This window comes from Pseudomonas atagonensis (assembly GCF_011369485.1).
Taxonomy (GTDB): Bacteria; Pseudomonadota; Gammaproteobacteria; order Pseudomonadales; family Pseudomonadaceae; genus Aquipseudomonas; species Aquipseudomonas atagonensis.
This window is the reverse complement of the sequence record NZ_VXCA01000034.1, coordinates 39593-65127: the sequence shown is the minus strand read 5'-3', so window position 1 is coordinate 65127 and position 25535 is coordinate 39593. Positions and strand designations below refer to the sequence as shown.

The 25535-nt window shown below is 59.9% G+C and carries 21 protein-coding genes; 15 read left to right on the top strand and 6 right to left on the bottom strand.

All coding sequences use genetic code 11. The features are described 5' to 3' along the window. The first annotated feature begins 167 nt into the window (after positions 1-167). The 4 genes from F2P67_RS22865 (at position 168) to F2P67_RS22850 (ending at position 5059) form a co-directional block, all read left to right on the top strand. Positions 168-650 carry a MarR family winged helix-turn-helix transcriptional regulator gene (locus F2P67_RS22865; RefSeq protein WP_166224064.1) on the top strand — a complete coding sequence of 161 codons (483 nt, stop codon included), beginning with the start codon at positions 168-170 and terminating at the stop codon, positions 648-650. Beyond that, on the top strand, positions 640-2109 hold the full coding sequence (locus F2P67_RS22860) for an efflux transporter outer membrane subunit (protein WP_166224061.1): 1470 nt from the start codon (positions 640-642) through the stop codon (positions 2107-2109). Before F2P67_RS22865 ends, F2P67_RS22860 begins: the two co-directional genes overlap by 11 nt. A 15-nt stretch (positions 2110-2124) precedes the next feature. Next, positions 2125-3327, top strand: a complete 1203-nt coding sequence (locus tag F2P67_RS22855) for an HlyD/EmrA/EmrK family protein (RefSeq protein WP_166224058.1) — start codon at positions 2125-2127, stop codon at positions 3325-3327. Between the two features lie 202 nt (positions 3328-3529). Then, positions 3530-5059, top strand: a complete 1530-nt coding sequence (locus F2P67_RS22850) for a DHA2 family efflux MFS transporter permease subunit (protein WP_166224055.1) — start codon at positions 3530-3532, stop codon at positions 5057-5059. Between the two features lie 118 nt (positions 5060-5177). Here F2P67_RS22850 and lpxH read toward each other — a convergent pair whose 3' ends face one another. Beyond that, positions 5178-5933 (bottom strand): UDP-2,3-diacylglucosamine diphosphatase, encoded by a 756-nt coding sequence (gene lpxH, locus F2P67_RS22845; RefSeq protein ID WP_166224052.1) that lies wholly within the window; start codon positions 5931-5933, stop codon positions 5178-5180. After that, a complete protein-coding gene (locus F2P67_RS22840; protein WP_166224049.1) occupies positions 5930-6436 on the bottom strand; it encodes a peptidylprolyl isomerase in 507 nt (168 codons plus the stop codon). Before F2P67_RS22840 ends, lpxH begins: the two co-directional genes overlap by 4 nt. Positions 6437-6686: 250 nt before the next feature. On the opposite strand from F2P67_RS22840, the gene F2P67_RS22835 reads away from it, so the two are divergent. From F2P67_RS22835 to F2P67_RS22825, 3 genes are all read left to right on the top strand, one after another. After that, positions 6687-8387: a glutamine--tRNA ligase/YqeY domain fusion protein gene (locus F2P67_RS22835; RefSeq protein WP_166224047.1), complete on the top strand. Its 1701-nt coding sequence runs from the start codon at positions 6687-6689 to the stop codon at positions 8385-8387. Positions 8388-8409: 22 nt separating this feature from the next. After that, complete coding sequence (gene cysS / locus F2P67_RS22830; RefSeq protein ID WP_166224044.1) at positions 8410-9792, top strand: cysteine--tRNA ligase; 1383 nt, start codon at positions 8410-8412, stop codon at positions 9790-9792. A gap of 326 nt (positions 9793-10118) precedes the next feature. Further along, positions 10119-11336, top strand: a complete 1218-nt coding sequence (locus F2P67_RS22825) for an MFS transporter (RefSeq protein WP_166224040.1) — start codon at positions 10119-10121, stop codon at positions 11334-11336. 190 nt (positions 11337-11526) lie between these two features. Here the strand turns inward: F2P67_RS22825 and F2P67_RS22820 are convergent, their stop codons facing one another. Then, on the bottom strand, positions 11527-13368 hold the full coding sequence (locus F2P67_RS22820) for a sigma-54-dependent Fis family transcriptional regulator (RefSeq protein ID WP_166224037.1): 1842 nt from the start codon (positions 13366-13368) through the stop codon (positions 11527-11529). Between the two features lie 383 nt (positions 13369-13751). Here F2P67_RS22820 and F2P67_RS22815 point away from each other — a divergent pair, with 383 nt between their 5' ends. From F2P67_RS22815 to F2P67_RS22790, 6 genes are read left to right on the top strand one after another with little or no spacing between them, the layout of a single operon-like run. Further along, complete coding sequence (locus F2P67_RS22815; protein WP_166224034.1) at positions 13752-14846, top strand: ABC transporter ATP-binding protein; 1095 nt, start codon at positions 13752-13754, stop codon at positions 14844-14846. Further along, on the top strand, positions 14846-15961 hold the full coding sequence (locus F2P67_RS22810; RefSeq protein WP_166224031.1) for an ABC transporter ATP-binding protein: 1116 nt from the start codon (positions 14846-14848) through the stop codon (positions 15959-15961). Before F2P67_RS22815 ends, F2P67_RS22810 begins: the two co-directional genes overlap by 1 nt. Further along, complete coding sequence (locus F2P67_RS22805; RefSeq protein WP_166224028.1) at positions 15958-16824, top strand: carbohydrate ABC transporter permease; 867 nt, start codon at positions 15958-15960, stop codon at positions 16822-16824. The genes F2P67_RS22810 and F2P67_RS22805 overlap by 4 nt, the downstream gene beginning before the upstream one ends. A gap of 9 nt (positions 16825-16833) precedes the next feature. Further along, a complete protein-coding gene (locus tag F2P67_RS22800) occupies positions 16834-17634 on the top strand; it encodes a carbohydrate ABC transporter permease (RefSeq protein WP_027614646.1) in 801 nt (266 codons plus the stop codon). A 10-nt stretch (positions 17635-17644) separates the two neighbouring features. Further along, positions 17645-17917 carry a DUF2160 domain-containing protein gene (locus F2P67_RS22795; protein WP_103305295.1) on the top strand — a complete coding sequence of 91 codons (273 nt, stop codon included), beginning with the start codon at positions 17645-17647 and terminating at the stop codon, positions 17915-17917. A 48-nt stretch (positions 17918-17965) separates the two neighbouring features. Beyond that, a complete protein-coding gene (locus tag F2P67_RS22790) occupies positions 17966-19708 on the top strand; it encodes an ABC transporter substrate-binding protein (protein ID WP_053121662.1) in 1743 nt (580 codons plus the stop codon). 367 nt (positions 19709-20075) lie between these two features. Here the strand turns inward: F2P67_RS22790 and F2P67_RS22785 are convergent, their stop codons facing one another. The 3 genes from F2P67_RS22785 to F2P67_RS22775 all read right to left on the bottom strand — a co-directional run bounded on the left by F2P67_RS22785 (position 20076) and on the right by F2P67_RS22775 (position 22615). Further along, on the bottom strand, positions 20076-20279 hold the full coding sequence (locus tag F2P67_RS22785; protein ID WP_246226540.1) for a hypothetical protein: 204 nt from the start codon (positions 20277-20279) through the stop codon (positions 20076-20078). Positions 20280-20504: 225 nt separating this feature from the next. Then, positions 20505-21944: a heavy metal sensor histidine kinase gene (locus tag F2P67_RS22780; protein WP_166224022.1), complete on the bottom strand. Its 1440-nt coding sequence runs from the start codon at positions 21942-21944 to the stop codon at positions 20505-20507. Further along, entirely contained in the window at positions 21941-22615 is a 675-nt protein-coding gene (locus tag F2P67_RS22775; protein WP_166224019.1) for a heavy metal response regulator transcription factor, read from the bottom strand. Before F2P67_RS22775 ends, F2P67_RS22780 begins: the two co-directional genes overlap by 4 nt. A 409-nt stretch (positions 22616-23024) precedes the next feature. Here F2P67_RS22775 and F2P67_RS22770 point away from each other — a divergent pair, with 409 nt between their 5' ends. Next, positions 23025-24272, top strand: a complete 1248-nt coding sequence (locus F2P67_RS22770; RefSeq protein WP_166224016.1) for a TolC family protein — start codon at positions 23025-23027, stop codon at positions 24270-24272. A gap of 49 nt (positions 24273-24321) precedes the next feature. Then, entirely contained in the window at positions 24322-25524 is a 1203-nt protein-coding gene (locus F2P67_RS22765) for an efflux RND transporter periplasmic adaptor subunit (RefSeq protein WP_166224013.1), read from the top strand. The last annotated feature ends 11 nt before the right edge of the window (positions 25525-25535 follow it).

The following is a 25535-nucleotide window of genomic DNA, read 5'->3' as shown; positions in this document are numbered from 1 at the left end:
CACTGTAGGAGTGAGCCTGCTCGCGATGGCGTCCACGTGGGCGCCACAAAAACCCAGTCCGCTGGTCAACTAATTACAAAGCAACCTAACTATTACGTTGACATTCGCTGCCTAGGCAGTAACATCTCGACATACATTCACTGCCTAGGCAGTTATTAGGTGAGTACATGAAGCATTTCACCCCGGACGAATTCAAACATTGCCATCTCGGCCTGTTGCTTGGCCGTGCTGCGCTGCTCAAGGACAAGATCATCGACACCCACATGGAACCCCACGGCATCACCGCCGCGCAGTTCAAGGTGTTGATCATCATGGCCCAGTACGGCGTCGATACCCCGGCCGAGCTGTGCCGGCACCTGTCGCTGGACAGCGGTTCGATGACGCGCATGCTCGATCGTCTGGAGCAGAAAGGTTTCCTGGTTCGCCAACGCAGCGAAGGCGATCGTCGTCAGGTGCAGCTCAAGCTCACCGGGCAGGGCCAGCAACTGGCCGATCGCCTGCCGCACATCGGTGCCGACGCGATGAATGAACTGGCGGGCGCCGTCACCCCGGACGAGTTGAAAACCCTGGAATACATCCTCAAGAAAATTCTGCTGGCAGCCGGTGACCCGATCACCCTCCAGCGGCTAGGTGAACACAATGAGCGGTAAAACCTTGCGCAGCAGCCTGACACTGGTGCTGTCGGCGATGATCCTCGCCGGTTGCGCCAACTACAGCGGCCTCGACACCCACGGCCAGAACCTCGATGCGAAAAGCCTGAAAGTCGGCCAATCCCTCAACGGCGTGACTCTGTCGCCGGCTGCCTGGCCGAAAAGCGACTGGTGGACCAGCCTTGGCGATCCGCAACTCGACGGCCTGATCCGCGAAGCCCTGCACGACAGCCCGGACATGCAGATCGCCGAAGCACGCGCCCATCAGGCCAGCGCCGCAGCCTATGCGGCCGACGCCGCACGTTATCCGACCCTCGACGCCAGCGCCGGCATCAGCCGTTCGCGGCTGGCCAAGGATCAGGATCCGCGCGGGCAGGGCGATGCCTACGCCACTGTGCGTAACGTCAGCGCCGGTTTCAATTACAACTTCGACCTGTGGGGTGGCCAGCGCGATGCGTGGGAAGCCGCACTCGGTCAGGCCCGTGCCGCTGAAGTCGACCGTCAGGCCGCGCAGTTGACGCTGGCCGCCGACGTCGCCCGTGCCTACAGCGATCTGGGTCAGGCGCACATCGTTTATGACCTGGCCAACGACGACCTCAAGCGCACCAAACAGATGCTCGATTTGAGCCAGCGCCGCCTGAGTTCGGGGATCGACAGTCAGTACCAGTTCCAGCAAACGCAAAGCCTTGAGGCCAGCTCCGAAGCCAGCCTGATCGACGCGGAAAAACGCCTGAACAGCGCCAAAATCGCGCTGGCCGTTTTGCTCGGCAAAGGCCCGGATCGCGGCAATGAAATTGCCCGCCCGAAAGTCCTGCAGACCAGTGCTGTCGCGGTGCCGTCGGTGTTGCCGGCGGAGCTGCTCGGTCGTCGCCCGGATCTGGTCGCTGCCCGCTGGCGCGTCGAAGCGGCGAGCAAAGACATCGACTCGGCGAAGACTCAGTTCTATCCCAACTTGAACCTCACGGCCTCGGCCGGTGCCGAATCTTTGTTGGGTGACGCGATGTTCGGGTCGGCCAGTCGCTTCTTCAACATTGCCCCGACCATTTCGGTGCCGATCTTCGACGGCGGACGCCTGCGCGCCAACCTCGATGCGCGCGACGCCGATTACGATCTGGCGGTGGCGCAGTACAACAAAAGTCTGGTGAAAGCCCTGGGCGATGTCAGCGACACGATCAACCAGTTGCGTGACATCGGCCGGCAGATCGGTGCGCAGCAACACGCCACCGAGATTGCTCAGGATTCTTACAACACCGTCGTCCAGCGTTACGGTTCCGGCATCGGCAACTACCTGGACGTGCTCAGCATCGAGCAGCAGTTGCTGCAGGCCCAGCGTCAGTTGGCCAACCTCAATGCCGAGCAGATCGACCTGTCGATTCAACTGATGCAAGCACTGGGCGGCGGCTTCCAGGGTGAAACCCTGACCGCAGCCAACGCCAGCCCAGCCACGCCGCACAACTAATTCAAGGTATTTGTCATGGCCACTGCCGAAAACACCCAAGCTCAAGGCAACACCCCCGACACCGGCAACCCGCGCAAGCGCAAAGTCATGCTGCTGGTACTGGCCGTTGTCGTCCTCCTCGCCGGTGCCGGCGTCTGGGCGTATCACGAGTTCATCGGTCGCTTTAACGAAAGCACCGACGACGCCTACGTCAACGGCAACGTGGTGGAAATCACTCCGTTGGTGACCGGCACCGTGGTCAGCATTGGTGCTGACGATGGTGACCTGGTTCACGAAGGTCAGGTGCTGATCAACTTCGACCCGAACGACGCCGAAGTCGGCCTGCAAAGTGCCCAGGCGAAACTGGCGCGCACCGTGCGTCAAGTGCGCGGCTTGTACAGCAACGTCGATGGCATGAAAGCCCAGGTCAACGCGCAACAGGCGGAAGTGCAGAAAGCGCAGGACAACTACAACCGCCGGAAGAACCTGGCGCAGGGCGGGGCGATTTCTCAGGAAGAACTGTCCCACGCCCGCGACGACCTGACCTCGGCCCAGAACGCCCTGGCCAACGCCAAACAGCAACTGAAAACCACCAGTGCGCTGGTGGATGACACCGTGGTTTCGTCGCACCCGGACGTGATGTCGGCCGCCGCCGATCTGCGTCAGGCTTACCTGACCAATGCCCGCAGCACCTTGATCGCGCCGGTCACCGGTTACGTGGCCAAACGCACTGTGCAACTGGGTCAGCGCGTACAGCCGGGCACCGCGCTGATGGCGGTGATTCCGCTGGATCAGTTGTGGATTGACGCCAACTTCAAGGAAACCCAACTGCGTGACATGCGCATCGGTCAGCCGGTCGACATCGAGTCCGACATCTATGGTAGCGACGTGAAATACAGCGGCACCGTCGACAGCCTCGGCGCCGGTACCGGCAGCGCGTTTGCCTTGTTGCCTGCGCAGAACGCCACCGGTAACTGGATCAAGATCGTGCAACGAGTGCCGGTACGCATTCACATCAACGCCGAAGAACTGGCCAAACACCCGTTGCGTGTCGGCCTGTCGACCAACGTTGAAGTGAACCTGCACGACCAGAGCGGCCCGGTGCTGGCGCAGCAACCACCGCAAAAAGCCTCGTTCAGCACCAACGTCTACGACCGCCAACTGGCCGAAGCCGACGCGATGATTGCGCAGCTGATCCACGACAACAGCGCTGCGGTGAGCAAGACCGCGCAACGCTGATACCACTTCCTGTGAGTGAGTACTTTTGTGGCGAGGGGATTTATCCCCGTTGGGTCGCGAAGCGGCCCCGCTTTTGATCCAGAAAAAAGGGACTGCTGCGCAGTCCAACGGGGATAAATCCCCTCGCCACAAGAGCTCGCTCCCATTAGGGCAGTCGTGCCTGTAACTGGCGCAGCACCCTCCCGGTTCCAAAGGATTCACAATGAGCAATAACGCCTCTTTCACGCCGCCCAGCCTGTTGCTCAGCACCATTGGCCTGTCGCTGGCGACGTTCATGCAAGTGCTCGACACCACCATTGCCAACGTGGCGCTGCCGACGATTTCCGGCAACCTGGGGGTGAGTTCGGAGCAGGGCACCTGGGTGATTACTTCGTTCGCCGTGAGTAACGCGATTGCGCTGCCGTTGACCGGTTGGCTCAGTCGGCGTTTTGGCGAGGTGAAGCTGTTTCTCTGGGCGACCATTCTGTTTGTGCTCGCTTCGTTCCTCTGCGGTATCTCCACGTCGATGCCGGAACTGATCGGCTTCCGTGTCCTGCAAGGTCTGGTCGCCGGGCCGTTGTACCCGATGACGCAAACCCTGTTGATCGCCGTATATCCCCCCGCGAGGCGCGGCATGGCCCTGGCGTTACTGGCGATGGTTACGGTGGTCGCGCCGATTGCAGGTCCCATTCTCGGTGGCTGGATTACCGACAGTTACAGCTGGCCGTGGATCTTCTTCATCAACGTGCCGATTGGCATTTTCGCGGTGATGGTGGTGCGTTCGCAATTGGCCAAACGGCCGGTGGAAACCAGCCGTCAGCCGATGGACTACGTCGGTCTGATCACGCTGATCATTGGCGTCGGCGCGTTGCAGGTGATCCTCGACAAAGGTAATGACCTGGACTGGTTCGAGTCGAACTTCATCATCATTGGCGCGGCGATTTCGGTGATCGCGCTGGCGGTGTTCGTGATCTGGGAAATGACCGACCAGCATCCGGTGGTCAACCTGCGGCTGTTCGCCCACCGCAACTTCCGCATCGGCACGCTGGTGCTGGTGTTGGGTTACGCCGGGTTTTTCGGCATCAACCTGATCCTGCCGCAATGGTTGCAAACGCAGATGGGCTACACCGCGACTTGGGCCGGTTTGGCCGTGGCGCCGATCGGTATACTGCCGGTGCTGCTGTCACCGTTTGTCGGCAAGTACGCGAACAAGTTCGACCTGCGCTTGCTGGCCGGGCTGGCGTTTCTGGCGATTGGCTTGAGCTGTTTCATGCGCGCCGGGTTTACCAACGAGGTGGACTTCCAGCACATCGCTCTGGTGCAGCTGTTCATGGGCATTGGCGTGGCACTGTTCTTCATGCCGACCTTGAGCATTTTGATGTCGGACTTGCCGCCGAGCCAGATTGCCGATGGCGCTGGTCTGGCGACGTTCTTGCGGACGCTGGGCGGTAGCTTCGCGGCTTCGTTGACCACGTGGATCTGGATTCGCCGGGCCGATCAGCATCATGCGTATATGAGCGAGAGCATCAGCACTTTCGAACCGGCGACCCGCGAGACCTTGAATCATTTAGGCGGTGCGAGCCAATCGGCTTATGCACAGATGGATCAGATTCTGACCAGCCAGGCGTACATGCTCTCCACCGTGGATTACTTCACGCTGCTCGGGTGGGGGTTCATGGGTTTGATTCTGATTGTATGGCTGGCGAAACCGCCGTTTGCTGCCAAGGCAGGCCCGGCCGCCAGCGGTCACTAAGTCCGGCAGGATCGTTCCTACGCTCTGCGTGGGAATGCCTCAATGGACGCTCCGCGTCCGCTTCGGCATGGGACGCGGAGCGTCCCGGGCTGCATTCCCACGCAGAGCGTGGGAACGATCAGGCGGTGGCGGGAGCGGGCAGTGCTGGCGGTGGCGCAAAGTCAAACGGCGCCAACGCATACCCGTTCTCATCCACCTGCAACGCCCAACCCTGACGATCCCAGTCCCCCAGCACAATGCGCTTCGCCGCCTGATCGCCGAGCTGCAACTTGTGGATCGCCGGTCGATGGGTATGCCCGTGAATCAGGGTTTTCACGCCGTATTCCTGCATGATCAGCGGGATTTCCTCAGGCGTGACATCAACAATGTCATTGGCCTTCATCCGCGTTTGCGCTCGGCTTTCGCTGCGCAGTTTGCGCGCCAGTTTGTGGCGGGTGCTCAGCGGCAGGTTGCGCAGGATAAACAACGTGATCGGGTTGCGCAGATAGCGCCGCAGCTTCATGTAGCCGACGTCGCGGGTGCACAGGCTGTCGCCGTGCATCAACAGCACCGGTTCGCCGTAAAACTGCACGACACTCGGATCCTTCAACAGCGTGCAGCCGGCCTGTTTGCAGAAGGCCTTGCCGAGCATGAAGTCGCGATTGCCGTGCATCAGAAAGATGGCCGTACCGCTGTCGCTGAGTTCGCGCAGGGCCTGGCAGATGGAACGCTGGAAGGGGGTCATGGCGTCGTCGCCAATCCACGCCTCGAAAAAGTCGCCCAGAATGTACAACGCACTCGCCGAGCGGGCGCGTACGGCGAGCAAATCCAGAAACGCCCGGGTAATGTCCGGGCGCTCCTCTTCCAGATGCAAGTCTGAAATCAGCAATATCACGCTTCGATGATCTCGGCTTTCTCGATGATCACGTCGTCTGCTGGTACGTCCTGGTGGCCGGCCTTGGAAGTGGTCGACACGCCTTCAATCTTGTCGACAACGTCGGTGCCGTCAACCACTTTACCGAATACGGCGTAACCCCAGCCCTGAGCGGTCTTCGCCGTGTGGTTGAGGAAGCTGTTGTCGGTGGCGTTGATGAAGAACTGCGCCGATGCCGAATGCGGATCCATGGTGCGAGCCATGGCCAGAGTGTACTTCTCGTTCTTCAGGCCGTTGTCGGCTTCGTTCTGGATGCTTGGGCTCTTGTCTTTCTTTTCTTTCATGCCAGGCTCGAAACCGCCGCCCTGGATCATGAAACCCTTGATCACACGGTGGAACACGACGTTCTCGTAGTGACCCTTTTTCACGTACTCGATGAAGTTGGCCACGGTGATCGGGGCTTTCTCGGCGTTCAGTTCGATGACGATGTCACCGAAGTTGGTGGTCAGTTTTACTTGAGTCATGATCGCTACTCTTTATAAGGAATTCGTGGGTATCGGGACATTTCGCCCCTTACCGGTTCAGCCCGTGAAGGCCAAGGTGCGCAGTTTAGCGTGACAGACGCGAATTTCGAGGCTGTTTTTCCAAATCCCTGCGATTAAATGCACTCCTTTATGGGGCCTGCTCTGTCAGCCCCTTGACAGCATCGGCTATGATAGCGGCTTTGTTTTGTCTGGCCCCTCTGCGGCCGCGCACCTGTAAGTCAAGGATCCTATGAGCAAGCCCACTGTCGACCCTACCTCGAATGCCAAGTCCGGCCCTGCCGTGCCGGTCAATTTCCTGCGGCCGATCATCCAGGCAGACCTGGACTCGGGCAAGCACACGCAGATCGTCACCCGCTTCCCGCCTGAGCCCAACGGCTACCTGCACATCGGCCACGCCAAGTCGATCTGCGTGAACTTCGGCCTGGCCCAGGAGTTCGGCGGCGTCACGCACCTGCGTTTCGACGACACCAACCCGGCCAAGGAAGACCAGGAATACATCGACGCGATCGAAAGCGACGTCAAATGGCTGGGCTTCGAATGGTCCGGCGAAGTGCGCTACGCCTCGCAGTATTTCGACCAGTTGCACGACTGGGCCGTTGAGTTGATCAAGGCCGGCAAGGCCTATGTCGACGACCTGACCCCAGAGCAAGCCAAGGAATACCGTGGCAGCCTGACCGAGCCGGGCAAGAACAGCCCGTTCCGCGACCGTTCGGTAGAAGAGAACCTCGACTGGTTCGCCCGCATGCGCGCCGGTGAGTTCCCGGACGGCGCCCGCGTGCTGCGCGCCAAGATCGACATGGCCTCGCCAAACATGAACTTGCGCGACCCGATCATGTACCGCATCCGCCACGCTCATCACCATCAGACCGGTGACAAGTGGTGCATCTACCCGAACTACGACTTCACCCACGGTCAGTCGGATGCCATCGAAGGCATCACCCACTCGATCTGCACCCTCGAGTTCGAAAGCCATCGTCCGCTGTACGAGTGGTTCCTCGACGCATTGCCAGTGCCGGCGCACCCGCGTCAGTACGAGTTCAGCCGTCTGAACCTGAACTACACCATCACCAGCAAGCGCAAGCTCAAGCAGCTTGTGGACGAGAAACACGTCAATGGCTGGGACGATCCGCGCATGTCGACGCTGTCGGGCTTCCGCCGCCGTGGCTACACCCCGGCGTCGATCCGCAACTTCTGCGACATGATCGGCACCAACCGTTCCGACGGCGTGGTCGACTTCGGCATGCTCGAGTTCAGCATCCGTCAGGACCTGGACGCGAACGCACCGCGCGCCATGTGCGTGCTGCGTCCGTTGAAAGTGGTCATCACCAACTACCCGGAAGATCAGGTCGAGAACCTCGAACTGCCGCGTCATCCGCAGAAAGAAGAACTCGGCGTTCGCAAGCTGCCGTTCGCCCGTGAAATCTACATCGACCGCGATGACTTCATGGAAGAGCCACCAAAGGGCTACAAGCGCCTGGAGCCGAACGGCGAAGTGCGTCTGCGCGGCAGCTACGTGATCCGTGCCGACGAAGCGATCAAGGATGCCGACGGCAACATCGTCGAGCTGCGTTGCTCGTACGATCCGGACACCCTGGGCAAGAACCCTGAAGGTCGCAAGGTCAAAGGCGTGATCCACTGGGTGCCGGCCGCTGCCAGCATCGAGTGCGAAGTGCGTCTGTACGATCGCCTGTTCCGTTCTCCGAACCCGGAGAAGGCCGAGGACAGCGCGAGTTTCCTGGACAACATCAACCCTGACTCACTGCAAGTGCTGACCGGTTGTCGTGCTGAACCCTCGCTGGGCAACGCACAGCCGGAAGACCGTTTCCAGTTCGAGCGCGAAGGCTACTTCGTCGCGGATATCAAGGACTCGAAACCAGGTCAGCCGGTATTCAACCGTACCGTGACCCTGCGTGATTCGTGGGGCCAGTGATTCTGCGTCAAGGAAATTTAAAGTGCTGACGATCTACAACACGCTCACCAAGAGCAAAGAAGTCTTCAAGCCGCTGGATGGCAACAATGTGCGCATGTACGTCTGCGGGATGACTGTGTACGACTACTGCCACATCGGCCACGGCCGCAGCATGGTCGCGTTTGACCTGGTGACCCGCTGGTTGCGGTTCAGCGGTTATAACCTGACCTATGTGCGCAACATCACCGACATCGAAGACAAGATCATCAATCGTGCCCGCGAGAACGGCGAGCCGTATGACGCGCTGACCGAGCGCATGATCGCCGCAATGCACGAGGACGAGGCGCGCCTCAACATCCTCAAACCGGACATGGAACCACGTGCCACGGACCACATCCCGGGCATGCTGTCGATGATCCAGACCCTGATCGACAAGGGTTACGCCTACGCTCCGGGCAATGGCGACGTGTACTACCGCGTCGCGAAGTTCATGGGTTACGGCAAGCTGTCGCGCAAGAAGGTCGAAGACCTGCGCATCGGCGCGCGGATCGAAGTCGACGAAGCCAAGGAAGATCCGCTGGACTTCGTACTGTGGAAAGGCGTCAAGCCGGGCGAGCCGAGCTGGGAATCGCCGTGGGGCGCCGGGCGTCCGGGCTGGCACATCGAGTGCTCGGTGATGTCCACCTGCTGCCTCGGCGAGACTTTCGACATTCATGGCGGCGGCAGCGACCTCGAGTTCCCGCACCATGAAAACGAAATCGCCCAGAGCGAAGCGGCCACCGGCAAGACCTACGCCAACGCGTGGATGCATTGCGGCATGATCCGTATCAATGGCGAGAAGATGTCCAAGTCCTTGAACAACTTCTTCACCATTCGCGACGTGCTCGACAAGTACCACCCGGAAGTCGTGCGTTACCTGCTGGTGTCGAGCCACTACCGCAGCGCGATCAACTATTCGGAAGACAACCTCAAGGACGCCAAGGGCGCACTGGAGCGCTTCTACCACGCGTTGAAAGGCCTGCCGAACGTGGCGCCGGCCGGTGGCGAAGCGTTCGTCGAGCGTTTCACCACGGTGATGAACGACGACTTCGGCACCCCTGAAGCCTGCGCGGTGCTGTTCGAGATGGTGCGTGAGATCAACCGTCTGCGCGAGAGCGATCTCGATGCGGCGGCCGGTCTGGCGGCGCGTCTGAAAGAGCTGGCGAGCGTGCTGGGCGTGTTGCAACTGGAGGCCGATGAATTCCTCCAGGCCGGCGCCGAAGGGCGTGTCGATGCGGCTGAAGTTGACGCGCTGATCGCTGCGCGTCTGGCAGCACGGGCGGGTAAAGACTGGGCCGAATCCGACCGCATCCGCGACCAGCTCACTGCCATGGGCGTGGTGCTGGAAGACGGCAAGGGTGGGACTACCTGGCGTTTGGCTGACTGATCGCTGTGTTTGGCTTCAAAACAAAACCCGCTTTGTGCGGGTTTTTGTTTGGCTGCGAAAAGAGCTCCTCACCCTAACCCTCTCCCGGAGGGAGAGGGGACTGATTGGGGGATGTTCAAGAAATACGCCGGCCTGAAAGCTTTTCTCCGAATCCATAATCGACGCAATCTCTCAGGTCGATGTACAACGCCAGACACCTCGGTCGGCTCCCTCTCCCTCCGGGAGAGGGCTGGGGTGAGGGATTGCTTTTGATGTTCGCGTAGGTCTTGATGTCGGCAACGCGCTCAGCCGGAATCTGAGCGGCGACGATTCGGAACGGAGAGATCATGGCAAACCACTATCGCGAACTCCTGACAACCCCCGGCGCAACGGGATTGGTGCTCGCGAGTTCCATCGCCCGATTACCGCAGGCAATGATCGGCATCGGCATCATCACCATGCTGGTGCAGCAGACCGGCGTTTACTGGCTGGCCGGCGCAGTCGCCGGTACGTTTACCCTGGCCAATGCGCTGCTTGGCCCGCGCATCTCCAAGCAGGTTGATCAGCGTGGTCAGAGTCGCGTGCTGCCCGTTGTCACGGTTTTCAGCATCGTCATGTTGCTGGCGCTGATTGTGGCCGTGCACCTGAAGGCGCCCGCCGCGTTGTTTTTTGTGCTGGCGGCACTGGCGGGGACAATGCCAAGCATGCCGTCCATGATCCGCGCCCGCTGGACGCAGTTGTTCCGTGGCAAGCCGCAGTTGCACACCGCGTTCTCGCTGGACACAGTCCTCACCGAACTGGCTTACATCATCGGCCCGCCGCTGGCGATCGGCTTGAGCGTGAGCTTTTTCGCGGAGGCCGGGCCGCTGGTGGCGGTGGCGCTGCTGGCTGTAGGCGTGACGGCGTTTCTCATGCAGCGTCAGACCGAACCGAAAGTAGTGGCGGGCAACCGGAAAAACAGCGGATCGACCCTGCTGATCCCCGGCGTTCGCACCATTGTCCTCGCGTTGTTGGCGATGGGCGTTATCGGTGGAGCAATCGATGTTGCCGTCGTGGCGTTCGCCAATGCCCAGGGCTGGCCAGCGTCTGCCACCTTCATCCTCGCCGCCTATGCGTTCGGCTCGCTGGTGGCGGGCCTGACCTTCGGCGCGTTGCGGGTTTCGCTGGCGATTGAAAAACAGTTCTTTATCGGGATATTGGTCACGGCAGTCACCGGCGTATTGCCGATCTTCTCACCGGACGTTTATGTGCTGTCGGCGATGCTCTTTATCGCCGGCATCTCGTTTGCGCCGACCATGGTTGTGGTCATGAAGCTGGGGACGATCATCATCCCACCGTCAAGGATGACCGAAGGGCTGACGTGGATGACCACCGGCATCAGCATCGGTGTGGCGCTTGGGGGCATGCTGGCGGGGGTGGTTATCGATGCTTTTGGTGCACGAGCAGGGTTTGGCGTGGCGATTGGCGCGGGGGTGATGATGATGGTGGTGGTGCTGATTGGGCTGCGCACATTGGCGGCAGTTTCAACTGCGCGTGTTGAGCCGGCCTTTTCGCCCTCACCCTAGCCCTCTCCCCCAGGAGAGGGGACTGATTGGGGGCTATTCACGAGATACACCGACCTGAACGATGTGCGCCGAATCCATAATCGCCACGATGTTTCAGGTCGATGTCCAGCGCCAGACACCTCGGTCGGCTCCCTCTACCTCTGGGAGAGGGCTGGGCGGGCGGCGTTCCGATGAGGGGCGTGGGATTCACTCAACCCTCAATCTGCCGCAACCGCTTATAAAGCGTGTTTCGACTAACGCCCAGCCTTCTGGCCAAGTGCGAGATATTCCCCCCGGCCGCCTTCAACTCCCGGTTCAATGCTTCAACATCATTCAAATCCAATCCCAGCGGCTGCGCGCTCTCAACCGGCTCCATCTCCAGATCGACAAAAAAATCATCCGGCAAATGCTCCGGCCGCACCGGTTGTTCCTCGGCCATGGCCAACGCCACCTGCATCACACTACTAACCTGACGCAAATTCCCCGGCCACGGATGACGGCTGAACAGCTCCAGCACCTCTTGGCTCAATCCCGCCCATTGCGTCGGCTCACGATGCTGCTCCCACAGCCGCTTAAACAACGCCTCCTTGTCACTGCGCTCCCGAAGTGGCGGCAACTCCAGCGTCAGCCCGCCAATGCGGTAATACAAATCCTCTCGGAAACGCCCCAACTGCACCTGTTCGCGCAGTGATCGGTTGGTCGCCGAGATAATCCGCAAATCCACCGCGAACAGCTCGCTGCTGCCCACCGGTTGCACGCAACGCTCCTGCAAAACCCGCAATAACCGCGCCTGGGTCGGCAGTGGCATGTCGCCGATTTCGTCGAGAAACAGCGTGCCTTTGTCGGCCTTGCGGATCAGGCCGATGCTGCCTTTCTGATTGGCGCCGGTGAACGCGCCTTTCTCGTAGCCGAACAGTTCGGATTCCACCAGCTCGGCGGGGATCGCTGCGCAGTTGACGGCGATGAATGCCTGTTTGCTGCGGGAGCTGGCCTGATGCAGGGCTTTGACGAACACTTCCTTGCCGACGCCGGTTTCGCCATGAATCAGCAACGGAATGTCTTTTTCCAGCAAGCGTTCGGCCTGACGCACGGCTTTTTCCACGCGACTGTCGCCGAAATGCAGGCTGTTGAGGCTGATCGTTGTGGGGGCGGGCGGTTTGGTGGCTTCGGCGGTAAACACCCGTGCCTGAATCGGCGCCTGTTTTGGCCGCTTCAACAAACACTGGAAACGGTTGCGTCCAGAGGTTTGCAAGGCGAACGGCAAGCCGTCTGGCTGATTGATCAACTCCAGCAACGACACCTTGAACAGACTCTCGACGCTGACCCGCGACAAGCGAACACCGAGCAGATTGTCGGCCCGGCGGTTGGCCGAGAGCACCTGACCGCTTTCATCAAAAATCAGCAGCCCGGCCCACTGACTGTCGAGGTTGTTCAACCCCGTGTTGAAGGTCAATTGAAAATGCTGGCCATGGAACAGGTTGAGGATCAGCCGGTTCTCCACGGTCTGGCTCATCATCTTGACCATGCCCAACGTGTGTGAGGGCGGCAGGTAGCTGTCGCTGGAGACATCGAGCACGGCAATGACTTTGCGCTCGGCATCGAAAATCGGTGCGGCAGAACCGGTCATGAAGCGGTTGGCCTTGAGAAAGTGTTCATCGTGTTCGATGTGCACGGCTTGCTCGCAGGCCAGTGCGGTGCCGATTGCATTGGTGCCGCTGGCGCGCTCCATCCAGCTCGCACCGGCCTGAAACCCACGGGCCAGGTTCGGCTCGATAAAGCGCTGAGTGCCCCACGACGTCAGTACCTGGCCCTGATTGTCAGCGAGCATGATCAGGCAATTGGAATTGCTCAGGATGTTTTCGTAATAGGGCAGGACTTCCTGGTGCGTGGTCTGCACCAGCGAATGATGGCGGTCGAGCAGATGGGTAATGCCGGCGGCGGGCAATTGATCGAAGGCCGGCGTGCTTTGGTGGTCGAGACCGAACGCGCGGCAACGTTGCCAGGAATGCTGGACGATCGCGTCGTGGGACAGCGGCGGGGCAGGTGCGGCCATGGCAGTGGGCCTCTGATGCAGCGATTTTTATTGTTGTTATGAACCCGTCTCTTGAACACCACACAGATCAACTGTGGGAGCGGGCTTGCTCACGAAAGCGCAGTATCAGTCACCCATCCAGTGAATGACACACCGCATTCGCGAGCAAGCCCGCTCCCACATTTGGATCTTCAGCGTTCATGATATTGGGCAAAAAGCGTTCATAGAGTGTTGTTCACTATTGTTCATTGTCAATCGCCCCACTGTTCAAATGTGTTCAGCAATGAACGCCTGTTCTCCACGTTTTCAGCGAATTTCACGACAAATCAACAGCTTGCCTTTTCTGGCACGAAACTCGCTCCTGTGCACAGGTCGCTTGACTCCAATAATAAAAAGGCCGAGCCATGTCACTCACCCTGGAGCACGTCAGCCGTACCGTCGAGGGCCAGACCTGGATCGACGATGCGAGCCTGAAATTCGAACCTGGATCCTTCAACGTTTTGCTCGGGCGCACACTGTCCGGCAAGACCAGTCTGATGCGTCTGATGGCCGGTCTGGACAAGCCCGACAGCGGCCGCATCCTGATGAACGGCGTCGACGTCACCCAACGTCCGGTACGTTTACGCAACGTGTCGATGGTTTATCAGCAGTTCATCAACTACCCGACCATGACCGTGTTCGAGAACATCGCCTCGCCACTGCGTCAGGCCGGGATCGCCAAAGACATCATCCACAGCAAGGTGCAGGAAACGGCGAAGATGCTGCGCATCGAGAAGTTTCTGCAGCGTTATCCGCTGGAACTTTCCGGTGGTCAGCAACAGCGCACCGCCATGGCCCGGGCGCTGGTCAAGGATGCCGAACTGATTCTGTTCGATGAGCCGCTGGTCAACCTCGACTACAAACTGCGCGAAGAACTGCGCCAGGAAATGCGCGAGCTGTTCAAGCTGCGCCACACCATCGCCATCTACGCCACCACCGAGCCTAACGAAGCGCTGGCGCTGGGCGGCACCACCACCATTCTTCATGAAGGCCGGGTGATCCAGAGCGGCCCGTCGACCGAGGTGTATCACCAGCCGCAAACGGTGCTGGCGGCGGAGTTGTTCTCCGAACCGCCGATCAACCTGATGCCGGGGCGCATCGCCGGCAACGAAGTCAGCTTCGCAAATTTTGTGCATTTCCCGCTGAACGTTGACCTGCGACCGGTGGGCGAGGGCGAGTTCCGTTTTGGCGTGCGCCCCAGCCATATCTCGCTGGTGCCGAGCAATGACGACGATCTGGAATTGGCGGTGACCGTTGAAGTCGCCGAGATCAGCGGTTCGGAAACCTTCCTGCACGTGCGCAACGAGCATTTCCTGCTGGTGCTGCATCTGCCGGGTGTTCACGAATACGACGTCGATGCGCCGATCCGCATTTACATCCCGACCCACAAACTGTTCGTTTTCGATGCGCAGGGTCGTCTGGTGCAAGCACCGGGCCGGCGTGTCGCGAGGGTTGCCTGATGGCCGAAATCCGTTTGCAGCACCTCGCCCACAGCTACAGCAAAACCCCGAGCGGCGCGGAGGATTACGCGATCCGCGAGATGGATCACGTTTGGGAGCAGGGCGGCGCTTACGCCTTGCTGGGGCCGTCGGGTTGCGGCAAATCGACCTTGCTCAACATCATTTCCGGCCTGCTCAGCCCCTCGCAAGGCCACGTGTTGTTCGACGGCAAAGCGGTCAACGACCTGACGCCGGAGAAGCGCAACATCGCTCAGGTTTTCCAGTTTCCGGTGGTCTACGACACCATGACCGTGTTCGACAACCTGGCCTTCCCGCTGCGCAATCAGGGCATGGCTGAGGCGAAGGTGCACAGCAAGGTGCAGGAAATTGCCGAGGTTCTCGACCTGCAAAATCTGCTGAGCAAAAAGGCGCGCAACCTCACCGCCGACGAAAAACAGAAAGTCTCGATGGGCCGTGGATTGGTGCGCGACGACGTTTCGGCAATCCTCTTCGATGAACCGCTGACGGTGATCGATCCGCATCTGAAGTGGAAACTGCGGCGCAAGCTCAAGCAGATTCACGAGCAGTTCAACATCACCATGGTCTACGTCACCCACGATCAACTGGAGGCTTCGACCTTCGCCGACAAGATCGCGGTGATGTACGGCGGCCAGATTGTGCAGTTCGGCACGCCTCGGGAATTGTTCGAGCGGCCGAGCCACACCTTCGTCGGCTACTTCATTGGCAGCCCGGGGATGAACCTGATTGAAGTGCAGCCGCAACCGGGCGGCGTCGGATTTGCGTCGACGCATCTGCCGCTGTCCGAGGCCTTGCAGCGCCATATCGAACACGGCCAGTGGAAAAATCTGAAGGTCGGCATCCGCCCCGAGTTCATTCACGTGTGGGACGAGCCGTTTGACGACGCGATGCAGGCACAAGTCGTACACGTCGAAGACCTTGGCACCTACAAGATCATGACCCTCAACCTCGACGGCGCGCCGCTGAAAGTGCGTCTGGCCGAAGACAAACCGGTGCCGCAGGGCACGGCGTACATCAGTTTTCCGGCGCAGTGGCTGATGGTCTATGCCGACGAGTTCCTTCTCGAAGACACCGACAGTACCGAGGTGCAGCCATGAACAAGGTGCAGAACAACAAGGCCTGGTGGCTGGTGTTGCCGGTGTTCCTGCTGGTGGCGTTCAGTGCGGTGATCCCGATGATGACCGTGGTCAACTATTCGGTGCAGGACATCTTCGACCAGTCCAGCCGCTATTTCGTCGGCGCCGACTGGTACAAACAAGTGCTGCTCGACCCGCGCCTGCACGATTCGCTGCTGCGCCAGTTTATTTACTCGGCGTGCGTGTTGTTGATCGAAATCCCGCTGGGCATTGCGGTCGCGCTGACCATGCCGACCAAGGGCCGTTGGTCGTCGGTGGTGCTGATCATTCTGGCGATTCCGTTGCTGATTCCGTGGAACGTGGTCGGCACCATCTGGCAGATTTTCGGCCGTGCCGACATTGGTCTGCTCGGCTCCAGCCTTAACGCGATGGGCATCAGCTACAACTACGCGGCCAACACCATGGACGCCTGGGTGACGGTGCTGGTGATGGACGTCTGGCACTGGACCTCACTGGTGGCGCTGCTGTGTTTCTCCGGGCTGCGGGCGATTCCCGACGTCTATTACCAGGCCGCACGCATTGATCGCGCCTCGGCGTGGGCGGTGTTCCGCCACATCCAATTGCCCAAGCTGAAGAGCGTGTTGCTGATCGCGGTGATGCTGCGCTTCATGGACAGCTTCATGATCTACACCGAGCCGTTCGTACTCACCGGCGGCGGGCCGGGCAATGCCACGACTTTCCTGAGTCAGACGTTGACCCAGATGGCCGTAGGCCAATTCGACCTGGGGCCGGCGGCGGCGTTTTCGCTGGTGTACTTCCTGATCATCCTGTTGGTGTCGTGGCTGTTCTACACCGCCATGACCCACAACGATGCCAACCGCTGAGGCCCGGCCATGAGCAAAAGAAAGCTTATCCCGTTGCTGGTGTACATCCTGTTCCTGCTGGTGCCGATCTACTGGCTGCTGAACATGTCGTTCAAGAGCAACACCGAAATCCTCGGCGGGCTGACCCTGTTTCCGCAGGATTTCACCTGGCACAACTACAAGGTGATCTTCACCGATCCGAGCTGGTACACCGGTTATCTCAACTCGCTGTATTACGTGAGCCTGAACACGGTGATTTCGCTGAGCGTGGCGCTGCCGGCGGCGTATGCGTTTTCGCGCTACCGCTTTCTTGGCGACAAGCATTTGTTCTTCTGGCTGCTGACCAACCGCATGGCGCCGCCAGCGGTGTTTCTGCTGCCGTTCTTTCAGTTGTATTCGTCGATTGGTCTGTTCGACACGCACATCGCCGTGGCGCTCGCGCACTGCCTGTTCAACGTGCCGCTGGCGGTGTGGATTCTGGAAGGCTTCATGTCCGGTGTTCCGAAAGAGATCGATGAAACGGCTTACATCGACGGCTACAGTTTCCCCAAGTTCTTCGTGAAGATTTTCATCCCGCTGATCGGCTCGGGCATCGGTGTCACGGCGTTTTTCTGCTTCATGTTTTCCTGGGTCGAACTGCTGCTCGCGCGCACCTTGACCTCGGTAAATGCCAAGCCGATTGCAGCGGTGATGACGCGCACCGTGTCGGCGTCGGGTATCGACTGGGGCGTGCTGGCGGCGGCGGGGGTGTTGACGATCCTGCCTGGCATGCTGGTGATCTGGTTTGTGCGCAACCACGTGGCCAAGGGCTTTGCCCTCGGCCGGGTCTGAGGAGCTGATGATGGAATGGATGAGCTGGACCACCCCGACTGCGGGGTTCTTCATCGCCATTGGTCTGCTGCTGGTGGGCATGACCACATGGGAATTGCGCTCGCCGAGCATCCTGCGGCGAGGTTTTCTGCCGATTGCCACCACCCGTGGCGATCGCTTGTTCATCGGTCTTCTCGGCAGCGCCTACCTGCATTTGCTGGTTATTGGCGCCACCGACTGGAGCATCTGGGTGGCGTCCGCGTTGTCCCTGGTGTGGCTGTTGGCTGTGATGCGTTGGGGCTAGTCGAGTCATTCGGCAACCGTGCTCCGAAATCCTAAACAGGAGGTCTCTATGTTCGACAAAAACAATAAGCTGCGACATAGCATTTCATTGGCAGCCATGCTGGCTCTCAGCGGTTTGAGCGCCGCCGCGTGGGCCGATGCCTACGAAGACGCGGCGAAAAAGTGGATCGGCAGTGAGTTCAAACCGTCGACCCTGACGGCCGAGCAGCAACTCGAAGAACTGAAGTGGTTCATCAAGGCCGCGGAGCCGTTTCGCGGGATGGAAATCAAGGTCGTTTCCGAAACCCTGACCACCCACGAATACGAGTCCAAGGTACTCGCCAAGGCCTTCACCGAAATCACCGGGATCAAACTCACCCACGACCTGCTGCAAGAAGGCGACGTGGTCGAGAAAATGCAGACGGTGATGCAGTCCGACAAGAATATTTATGACGGCTGGGTCAACGACTCGGACCTTATTGGTACGCACTTTCGCTACGGCAAGACCGAATCGATCACCGACCTGATGGCCAACGAAGGCAAGAACTTCACTTCGCCGACCCTCGACATCAAGGACTTCATCGGCATCTCGTTCACCACGGCGCCGGACGGCAAGATCTATCAACTGCCCGATCAGCAATTCGCCAACCTGTACTGGTTCCGCGCCGACTGGTTCGAACGTGCCGACCTGAAAGCCAAGTTCAAGGAAAAGTACGGCTACGAATTGGGCGTGCCGGTGAACTGGTCGGCCTATGAAGACATCGCCAAATTCTTCAGCGAAGACGTCAAGGAAATCGACGGCAAACGCGTGTACGGGCACATGGACTACGGCAAGAAAGACCCGTCGCTGGGCTGGCGTTTCACCGATGCCTGGTTCTCCATGGCCGGTGGCGGTGACAAGGGGCTGCCCAACGGTTTGCCGGTGGACGAGTGGGGGATTCGTGTCGAGGATTGCCACCCGGTCGGTTCCAGCGTGACCCGTGGCGGCGACACCAACGGCCCGGCGGCCGTATTCGCCACGCAGAAATATGTCGATTGGCTGAAGGCCTACGCGCCACCGGAAGCGGCGGGCATGACCTTCTCCGAGTCGGGGCCGGTGCCGTCGCAAGGCAACATCGCCCAGCAGATCTTCTGGTACACCGCGTTCACCGCCGACATGACCAAACCGGGCCTGCCGGTGGTCAATGCCGACGGCACGCCGAAATGGCGGATGGCGCCATCGCCGCGCGGGCCGTATTGGGAAGAGGGCATGAAGCTCGGCTATCAGGACGTGGGTTCGTGGACGTTCATGAAGTCCACGCCTGAGAAGCAGAAACTCGCGGCCTGGCTGTATGCGCAGTTTGTGACGTCGAAAACCGTGTCGCTGAAGAAAACCATTGTCGGGCTGACGCCGATTCGTGAGTCGGATATCAACTCGCAGGCGATGACCGATCTGGCGCCGAAACTCGGTGGGCTGGTTGAGTTTTATCGCAGCCCGGCGCGGGTGCAGTGGACACCGACCGGGACTAACGTGCCGGACTATCCGCGTCTGGCGCAGTTGTGGTGGAGTCATATTGCTGAGGCGGCGAGTGGTGAGAAGACGCCGCAGCAGGCGCTGGATGGGTTGGCGAAGGATCAGGATGCGATCATGACGCGTCTGGAACGTTCCAAGGCCCAAGCGGTGTGTGCGCCGAAGATGAATCCGGAGCGGGATGCGCAGTACTGGTTTGATCAGCCGGGCGCACCGAAGCCGAAACTGGCGAACGAGAAGCCGAAGGGCGAGACCGTGAGCTACAACGAACTGCTGAAGTCGTGGGCGGATGCGCGTAAGTAAAAGCTGAAATGTGAAAGGCGAACGGCACCGTAGGGTGCCGTTTTCTTTGATGATGGTGTGTATATCTATTTCTTCGGGTGTTGCTGATTATGGTTTCGCCCTTACGGCGAGTCCCTTTGGCAAACGCCCCAAAGGAACCAAAGGTCTGTGCCCTGACGTCCGGCCCTCGCTAAGGCTCGGGTTCCTTCGCTCCGGGTTCATCCGGGGGCATCGCCTACGGTTTGCTTCGCTGCACCTCCTCTCGATGCTTTTCCCCGTATGAATCCCTCCACTCAGCCTCCCGACGGGCTTTCAGATCAAGATCAAAAGCTTTGTCGAGCTTGCGCTCATCCTGTGTAGGAACTGCCGAAGGCTGTCTTGCACAAACTCATGCTTGATTTCCTTCAAAGGTATCAAGCATGACGTCAGGCAATGGCGAATCGAAATTTACAGGCAGTGCAAGCTTGCCTTTCATTGCGCCAATCCTCTGTATGCAGGTTTTTTTTGTGCGATTGAGAGGAGGGTGCGCGCGAGATTGGGCAGACGGGGCTTCGAATCCTTCATTTAATTCAAAAAAATTGTCTTTACTCACTTTTTGCCTCGCTTCGACATTTCCGTTTACCAAAGACTTCACCATAGAGCTATCTACTCAAAACTGGCTGTAGGACAAAACGGAGGTTGCGGCGAGAGCTTTCGGCGTTTGTGTGGGGCGAGAGCAAATCGGTAAAAAATCGTACAAAGATATCGACTGACCCGGCGCCATCGATTGCAGTCAAGCTCCCATAGGTTTTGGTGGTACTTACGATTCCCGCCTACATCACAGCTCCCAGTGGGAGCTGCTTGCCAGCGATGGGACCGTTGGTGTCGCCGCAGGGAAGCCGAGGCGGAATACGGTCATCGCACCCGGCAGGCTCTTAACTTCCGCTACACCCTGATGCAGGCTCATGATCGAGCGCACGATCGCCAGGCCCAGCCCGGTGCTGCCCTGTGAACGCGAGCGGCTGCTGTCGACGCGGTAGAAGCGGTCGAACAGGTGCGGCAGGTGTTGCGCCTCGATGCAGAGGCCGGGGTTGCTGACCAGCAGGGAAGTCTGCGCCGCGCCTTGTTCAATCAGCAGTGTCACGGTTTTCCCGGTGGGGCAGTGGCGCAGTGCGTTGGAGAGCAGATTTGAGATCGCCCGCTGGATCATCAACCGATCACCCGACACCGAGGCGTTGCCGATGACATTCAAGTGGATGTCCTTGTCCTGCGCCGACAACGAAAACATCTCGGCGACTTTCGCGGCTTCAAGCTCCAGCGCCACCGATTCAAACGGTGCCAGCGCCGACGGATGACTGACCTGCGCCAGAAACAACATGTCCGACACAATCCGCGCCACGCGCTCAAGCTCTTCGGTGCACGACACCAGCACATCTTTGTACTCATCCACCGAGCGTTCGCGTGACAGCGTGACCTGCGCCTTGCCCATCAGGTTATTGATCGGTGTGCGCAGTTCATGCGCCAGGTCGTCGGAGAACTGCGACAACTGCTGCACCCCGGCATCAAGGCGATGCAGCATGAAGTTGATGCCCTGCGCCAGTTCGCTGAGTTCCTGCGGCATGTTGACCACCGACAGTCGATGGTCGAGGTCTTGGGTGGAGACCATCGCCGCGACTTTGCGGAATTCGCGCATCGGCGCCAGTCCGCGTTGTACCGCGCCCCACGCGGTCAGGCCGATGAACACCAGTAACAACGGCAGGGCGATCAGTGTCGAGCGCAAATAGGCGCTGAGCAGCGCTTCGTCATGGGCGTTGTCCATCGACAGCAACACCGGCACGCGGTTGCCGTCCTTGAGGCCGATCAGCCGGGACGCGGTGAGAAATTTCGCGCCCTCGCCGTCGGTGCTGGATACGTACGCGAGGTCGTCGGTGATTGCCCGCACGGCTTTCAGTTCAAGGCGTGGGTCGGCCATGCCGGTGCCGGACTTGAGCAGCGGCATGCGCAGGTTGCTGCGGTCATAAATGGTCAGCGTGAGGTTGTCGTGGCCCATCACCTGATCGAGCAGGATATGCGGTTTGCCGCTGATTTCACTGGTGTCGGCGTACAGCGAGAGGCTGTGCTCAACCTGCGCCATTTTCTTTTCCAGACTGTCTCTGGATAGCGCGTTCAACTCGTGGGTCAGGGCGAAATACGCGAGGATCGCCAGAAACACCACCAGCAGCGCGCCGAGAATACTCACGGTCAAACCGAGGCGCATCGACAGGCTCGCCGGCTTCATTCCCGCGCCTCCAGCACATAGCCGACACCGCGCAAGGTGTGGATCAACTTGTGCTCGAACGGGTCGTCGATTTTTGCCCGCAAGCGGCGGATCGACACTTCAACCACGTTGGTGTCGCAGTCGAAATTCATGTCCCACACCAGCGAAATGATTTGCGTGCGGGTCAGCACCTCGCCGGACTGGCGCATCAGCAGATGCAGCAGGGCGAATTCCTTGGTAGTCAGGTCGATGCGCTGCTCGCCACGAAACGCGCGGTGACGGGCGGGATCAAGTTCCAGATCAGCGACTTTCAGCACTTGCGGTACAGGCATGTTTTCGCTGCGGCGCATCAAGGTGCGCACTCGCGCCAGCAATTCCGGAAACTCGAACGGCTTGACCAGATAATCGTCGGCACCCAGATCGAGGCCGCGAATCTTGTCGGCCAGACGCCCGCGCGCGGTGAGCATCATCACCCGCGTGGAATGGGTGCGGCGCAGCTGTTCCAGCACCCCCCAACCGTCCAGCTCGGGCAGATTCACATCGAGAATAATCAGGTCATAGGCTTGTTGTTGTGCCAGGTGCAAACCATCGGCACCGGTGGCCGCGTGGTCAACGATATAGCCACTTTCGGTCAAACCCTGATGCAAGTATTCGGCAGCTTTAAGCTCGTCCTCGACGACAAGGATTCGCATGATCTATCACCACTTTTATTTAATGGATAGTTAATTAAGGTGGTCGGGAAAGTTGTTGTTTTTGTAAGGTCTTCCGGACGTGTTGCAATCACTCGATGGCGTGCACGGTAAAGGCTGAAGTGGCTACAGAGTCAACGATCAACGCCTTTAAATCAGCCTTCTGCGACAGCCTGTCACAGCCGAAAGCAAAGAATCTCGCGAGTCTGAATTCGGCAAGAGCTGTTCGGCAGGTAACTTAAGTAGTTTTGTTTCGATGTATTGCAGCAAGGCCATTCGCACTTCGCATCCTAGAACAAAACAACTTGGCGAAACCGTGGATAACGGATTTGTAATGTTCCAGTCACCTTGTCGATAAGTTCAAAACCCTACCGTGGCGGCATTGAAAAATCCTCAATGAAGGAAGTCTCCATTGCCCGGTTCAAGACAACTGACGGCGCGATCACGCCTGCGAAAAACAGCCAGTGGCATTCTGTTGCTGGCGAGTGCCAGCCTTGCGAGCGCATCGACCCTGACCCTCGATCAGGCCCTGCAAACAGCCTTCGCCGGCAACCCGGATCTGGCCGCCGCGCAGTGGGAAATCGGCATCGCCGAGGGTGACCGCAAGCAGGCCGGGCTGATCCCCAACCCCGAGGTTTCGTGGGAAGCTGAAGACACCCGCCGCGACTCGCGTACCACCACGGTCATGCTCAGTCAGCCGATCGAACTGGGCGGCAAACGCGGTGCGCGCATCGATGTTGCCAGCCGCGCGCAGGACGCCGCCGGTATTGAACTGGAGCGCAAGCGCAACACCTTGCGTGCCGATGTGATTCAGGCGTTCAACAGTGCGCAAACCGCTCAGCAACGTCTGGAGTTGTCCCGCCAGTCACTGCAATTGGCCGAACACGGTTTGCGGGTGGCCCAAGGGCGGATCGAGGCGGGCAAGTCATCACCTGTCGAAGGCACGCGGGCGCAAGTACAGCTCTCCGAAGTGCGCCTGGAATTGCGCCGCGCCGAACGCGATCAGGCCAACGCGTATCAGCAATTGGCGCAGGTCATGGGCGCGCCGTTATCGACCTCGACCACGGTGCAAGCCGCCGCACAAAACCTCGTCAACGTACCACCGCCGAACCGCTTGCTTGAACGCCTGAACGAGACCGCCGAGCTGCGTCTGGCCAGGCTGCAGATCGATCAGCGCGAAGCGTCGCTGGGGCTGGAAAAGTCCCAGCGCATCCCCGACCTGACCGTGAGCATCGGCAGCCAGTACAGCGAAGCCGAGCGCGAGCGGGTCAATGTGGTCGGGCTGTCGATGCCGATTCCGCTGTTCAACCGCAATCAGGGCAACGTCCTCGCGGCGGCACGCCGAACCGATCAGGCGCGGGATCTGCGCAACGCCACCGAGCTGCGTTTGCGCACCGAAATCCAGACCACCCTTGCGCAATGGCAGACCGCCAACGGCGAAGCCAAAGCGTTCAACCAGACCATCCTGCCCGCCGCGCAAAGTGCGGTGGAAAGCGCCACGCGCGGGTTCGAAATGGGCAAGTTCGGCTTCCTCGATGTACTCGACGCCCAGCGCACCCTGATCGCGGCGCGCAGCCAATACATCCAGGCCGTCAGCGAGGCGACCGACGCCCGCGTACGCATCGAACGGATCTTCGGCGACCTCAACGTCAGCCCTTGAATTTCATTTTTCAGATGACTGCGCGCGGGTCTGGCGCAGAGGAGTTTGCATGGACAAAAAACTGATCGTGGTCGCTGCGGCGACGCTGGCGTTGGGCATCGGTATCGGCTCGATGTGGGACGGTAATGGCGCTATCGACGCGCACGCCGATGAGGCCGCAGAACATGCCGATCACGCGGATCATGCCGAGGAGGGCGCTGCTGCCGAAGGCGAACATGGCGAAGAAGGCCACATCGAATTAAGCGCCGAACAAATCACCGCCGCCGGCATTCAACTGGCCGAAGCGCGGGCGCAGACCATCAGTCTCGGTTTGCCGTTCCCCGGTGAAGTGCGCTTTGACGAAGACCGCACCGCCCATGTGGTGCCGCGCGTGCCCGGCGTGGTCGAGTCGGTGGCGGTCAACCTCGGCCAATCGGTGAAAAAAGGCCAGTTGCTGGCGGTGATTGCCAGCCAGCAAATCTCCGAGCAACGCAGCGAACAGGCCGCCGCGCAACGTCGTCTGGCGTTGGCGCGCACCACCTACGAGCGGGAGAAAAAGCTCTGGCAGGACAAGATCTCCGCCGAACAGGATTTCCTGCAGGCGCGTCAGGCGCTGGAGGAGGCCGAGATTGCTTTGGCCAACGCCCGACAAAAGATCAGCGTGCTCAGCGGCAGCGTCGTCGCCACCGGCGGCAATCGTTACGAACTGCGCGCGCCGTTCGATGGCGTGGTGGTGGAAAAGCACCTGACGCCGGGCGAAGTCGTCGATGAAACTACCGCGGCGTTCACCCTTTCGGATCTGTCGCGGGTGTGGGTGACGTTCGGCGTTTCGCCGAAGGATCTGAACAAAGTGCAGGTGGGCAAAGCGGTCACCGTCAGCGCTGCGGAACTGAACGCACAAGTCCTTGGCAGCGTGGCTTACGTCGGCAGTCTGCTCGGTGAACAGACCCGCACCGCCACCGTTCGCGTGACGCTGGAAAACCCGCAGGGCTCGTGGCGTCCCGGCTTGTTCGTCACCGCACGGGTGGCGACCGACAGCCGTGAAGCGAAAGTCGCCGTACCGGAAACCGCGATTCAGACGGTTGAGGACAAACCCACGGTGTTCGTGCGCACCGACGACGGCTTCAAGGCGCAAGCGGTGGAGCTGGGCAGTCGCGCGGCGGGCCAGGTGGAAGTCACCGCCGGACTGGAGCCGGGCGTGCAAGTGGCGAGCGCCGGCAGCTTCGTCCTCAAATCGGAGCTGGGCAAAGCCTCGGCCGAGCACAGTCACTAATCGCGGAAGAC

Excerpts from the sequence above, each read along its gene's own strand:
- F2P67_RS22775 (WP_166224019.1), bottom strand. The coding sequence starts at position 22,615 with ATGCGAATCCTTGTCGTCGAGGACGAGCTTAAAGCTGCCGAATACTTG.
- F2P67_RS22825 (WP_166224040.1), top strand. The coding sequence starts at position 10,119 with ATGGCAAACCACTATCGCGAACTCCTGACAACCCCCGGCGCAACGGGA.
- F2P67_RS22765 (WP_166224013.1), top strand. The coding sequence starts at position 24,322 with ATGGACAAAAAACTGATCGTGGTCGCTGCGGCGACGCTGGCGTTGGGC.
- F2P67_RS22840 (WP_166224049.1), bottom strand. The coding sequence starts at position 6,436 with ATGACTCAAGTAAAACTGACCACCAACTTCGGTGACATCGTCATCGAA.
- F2P67_RS22860 (WP_166224061.1), top strand. The coding sequence starts at position 640 with ATGAGCGGTAAAACCTTGCGCAGCAGCCTGACACTGGTGCTGTCGGCG.
- F2P67_RS22835 (WP_166224047.1), top strand. The coding sequence starts at position 6,687 with ATGAGCAAGCCCACTGTCGACCCTACCTCGAATGCCAAGTCCGGCCCT.
- F2P67_RS22780 (WP_166224022.1), bottom strand. The coding sequence starts at position 21,944 with ATGAAGCCGGCGAGCCTGTCGATGCGCCTCGGTTTGACCGTGAGTATT.
- F2P67_RS22795 (WP_103305295.1), top strand. The coding sequence starts at position 17,645 with ATGGAATGGATGAGCTGGACCACCCCGACTGCGGGGTTCTTCATCGCC.
- F2P67_RS22790 (WP_053121662.1), top strand. The coding sequence starts at position 17,966 with ATGTTCGACAAAAACAATAAGCTGCGACATAGCATTTCATTGGCAGCC.
- F2P67_RS22810 (WP_166224031.1), top strand. The coding sequence starts at position 14,846 with ATGGCCGAAATCCGTTTGCAGCACCTCGCCCACAGCTACAGCAAAACC.
- F2P67_RS22815 (WP_166224034.1), top strand. The coding sequence starts at position 13,752 with ATGTCACTCACCCTGGAGCACGTCAGCCGTACCGTCGAGGGCCAGACC.
- F2P67_RS22800 (WP_027614646.1), top strand. The coding sequence starts at position 16,834 with ATGAGCAAAAGAAAGCTTATCCCGTTGCTGGTGTACATCCTGTTCCTG.
- F2P67_RS22855 (WP_166224058.1), top strand. The coding sequence starts at position 2,125 with ATGGCCACTGCCGAAAACACCCAAGCTCAAGGCAACACCCCCGACACC.
- F2P67_RS22805 (WP_166224028.1), top strand. The coding sequence starts at position 15,958 with ATGAACAAGGTGCAGAACAACAAGGCCTGGTGGCTGGTGTTGCCGGTG.
- F2P67_RS22850 (WP_166224055.1), top strand. The coding sequence starts at position 3,530 with ATGAGCAATAACGCCTCTTTCACGCCGCCCAGCCTGTTGCTCAGCACC.
- F2P67_RS22820 (WP_166224037.1), bottom strand. The coding sequence starts at position 13,368 with ATGGCCGCACCTGCCCCGCCGCTGTCCCACGACGCGATCGTCCAGCAT.
- F2P67_RS22865 (WP_166224064.1), top strand. The coding sequence starts at position 168 with ATGAAGCATTTCACCCCGGACGAATTCAAACATTGCCATCTCGGCCTG.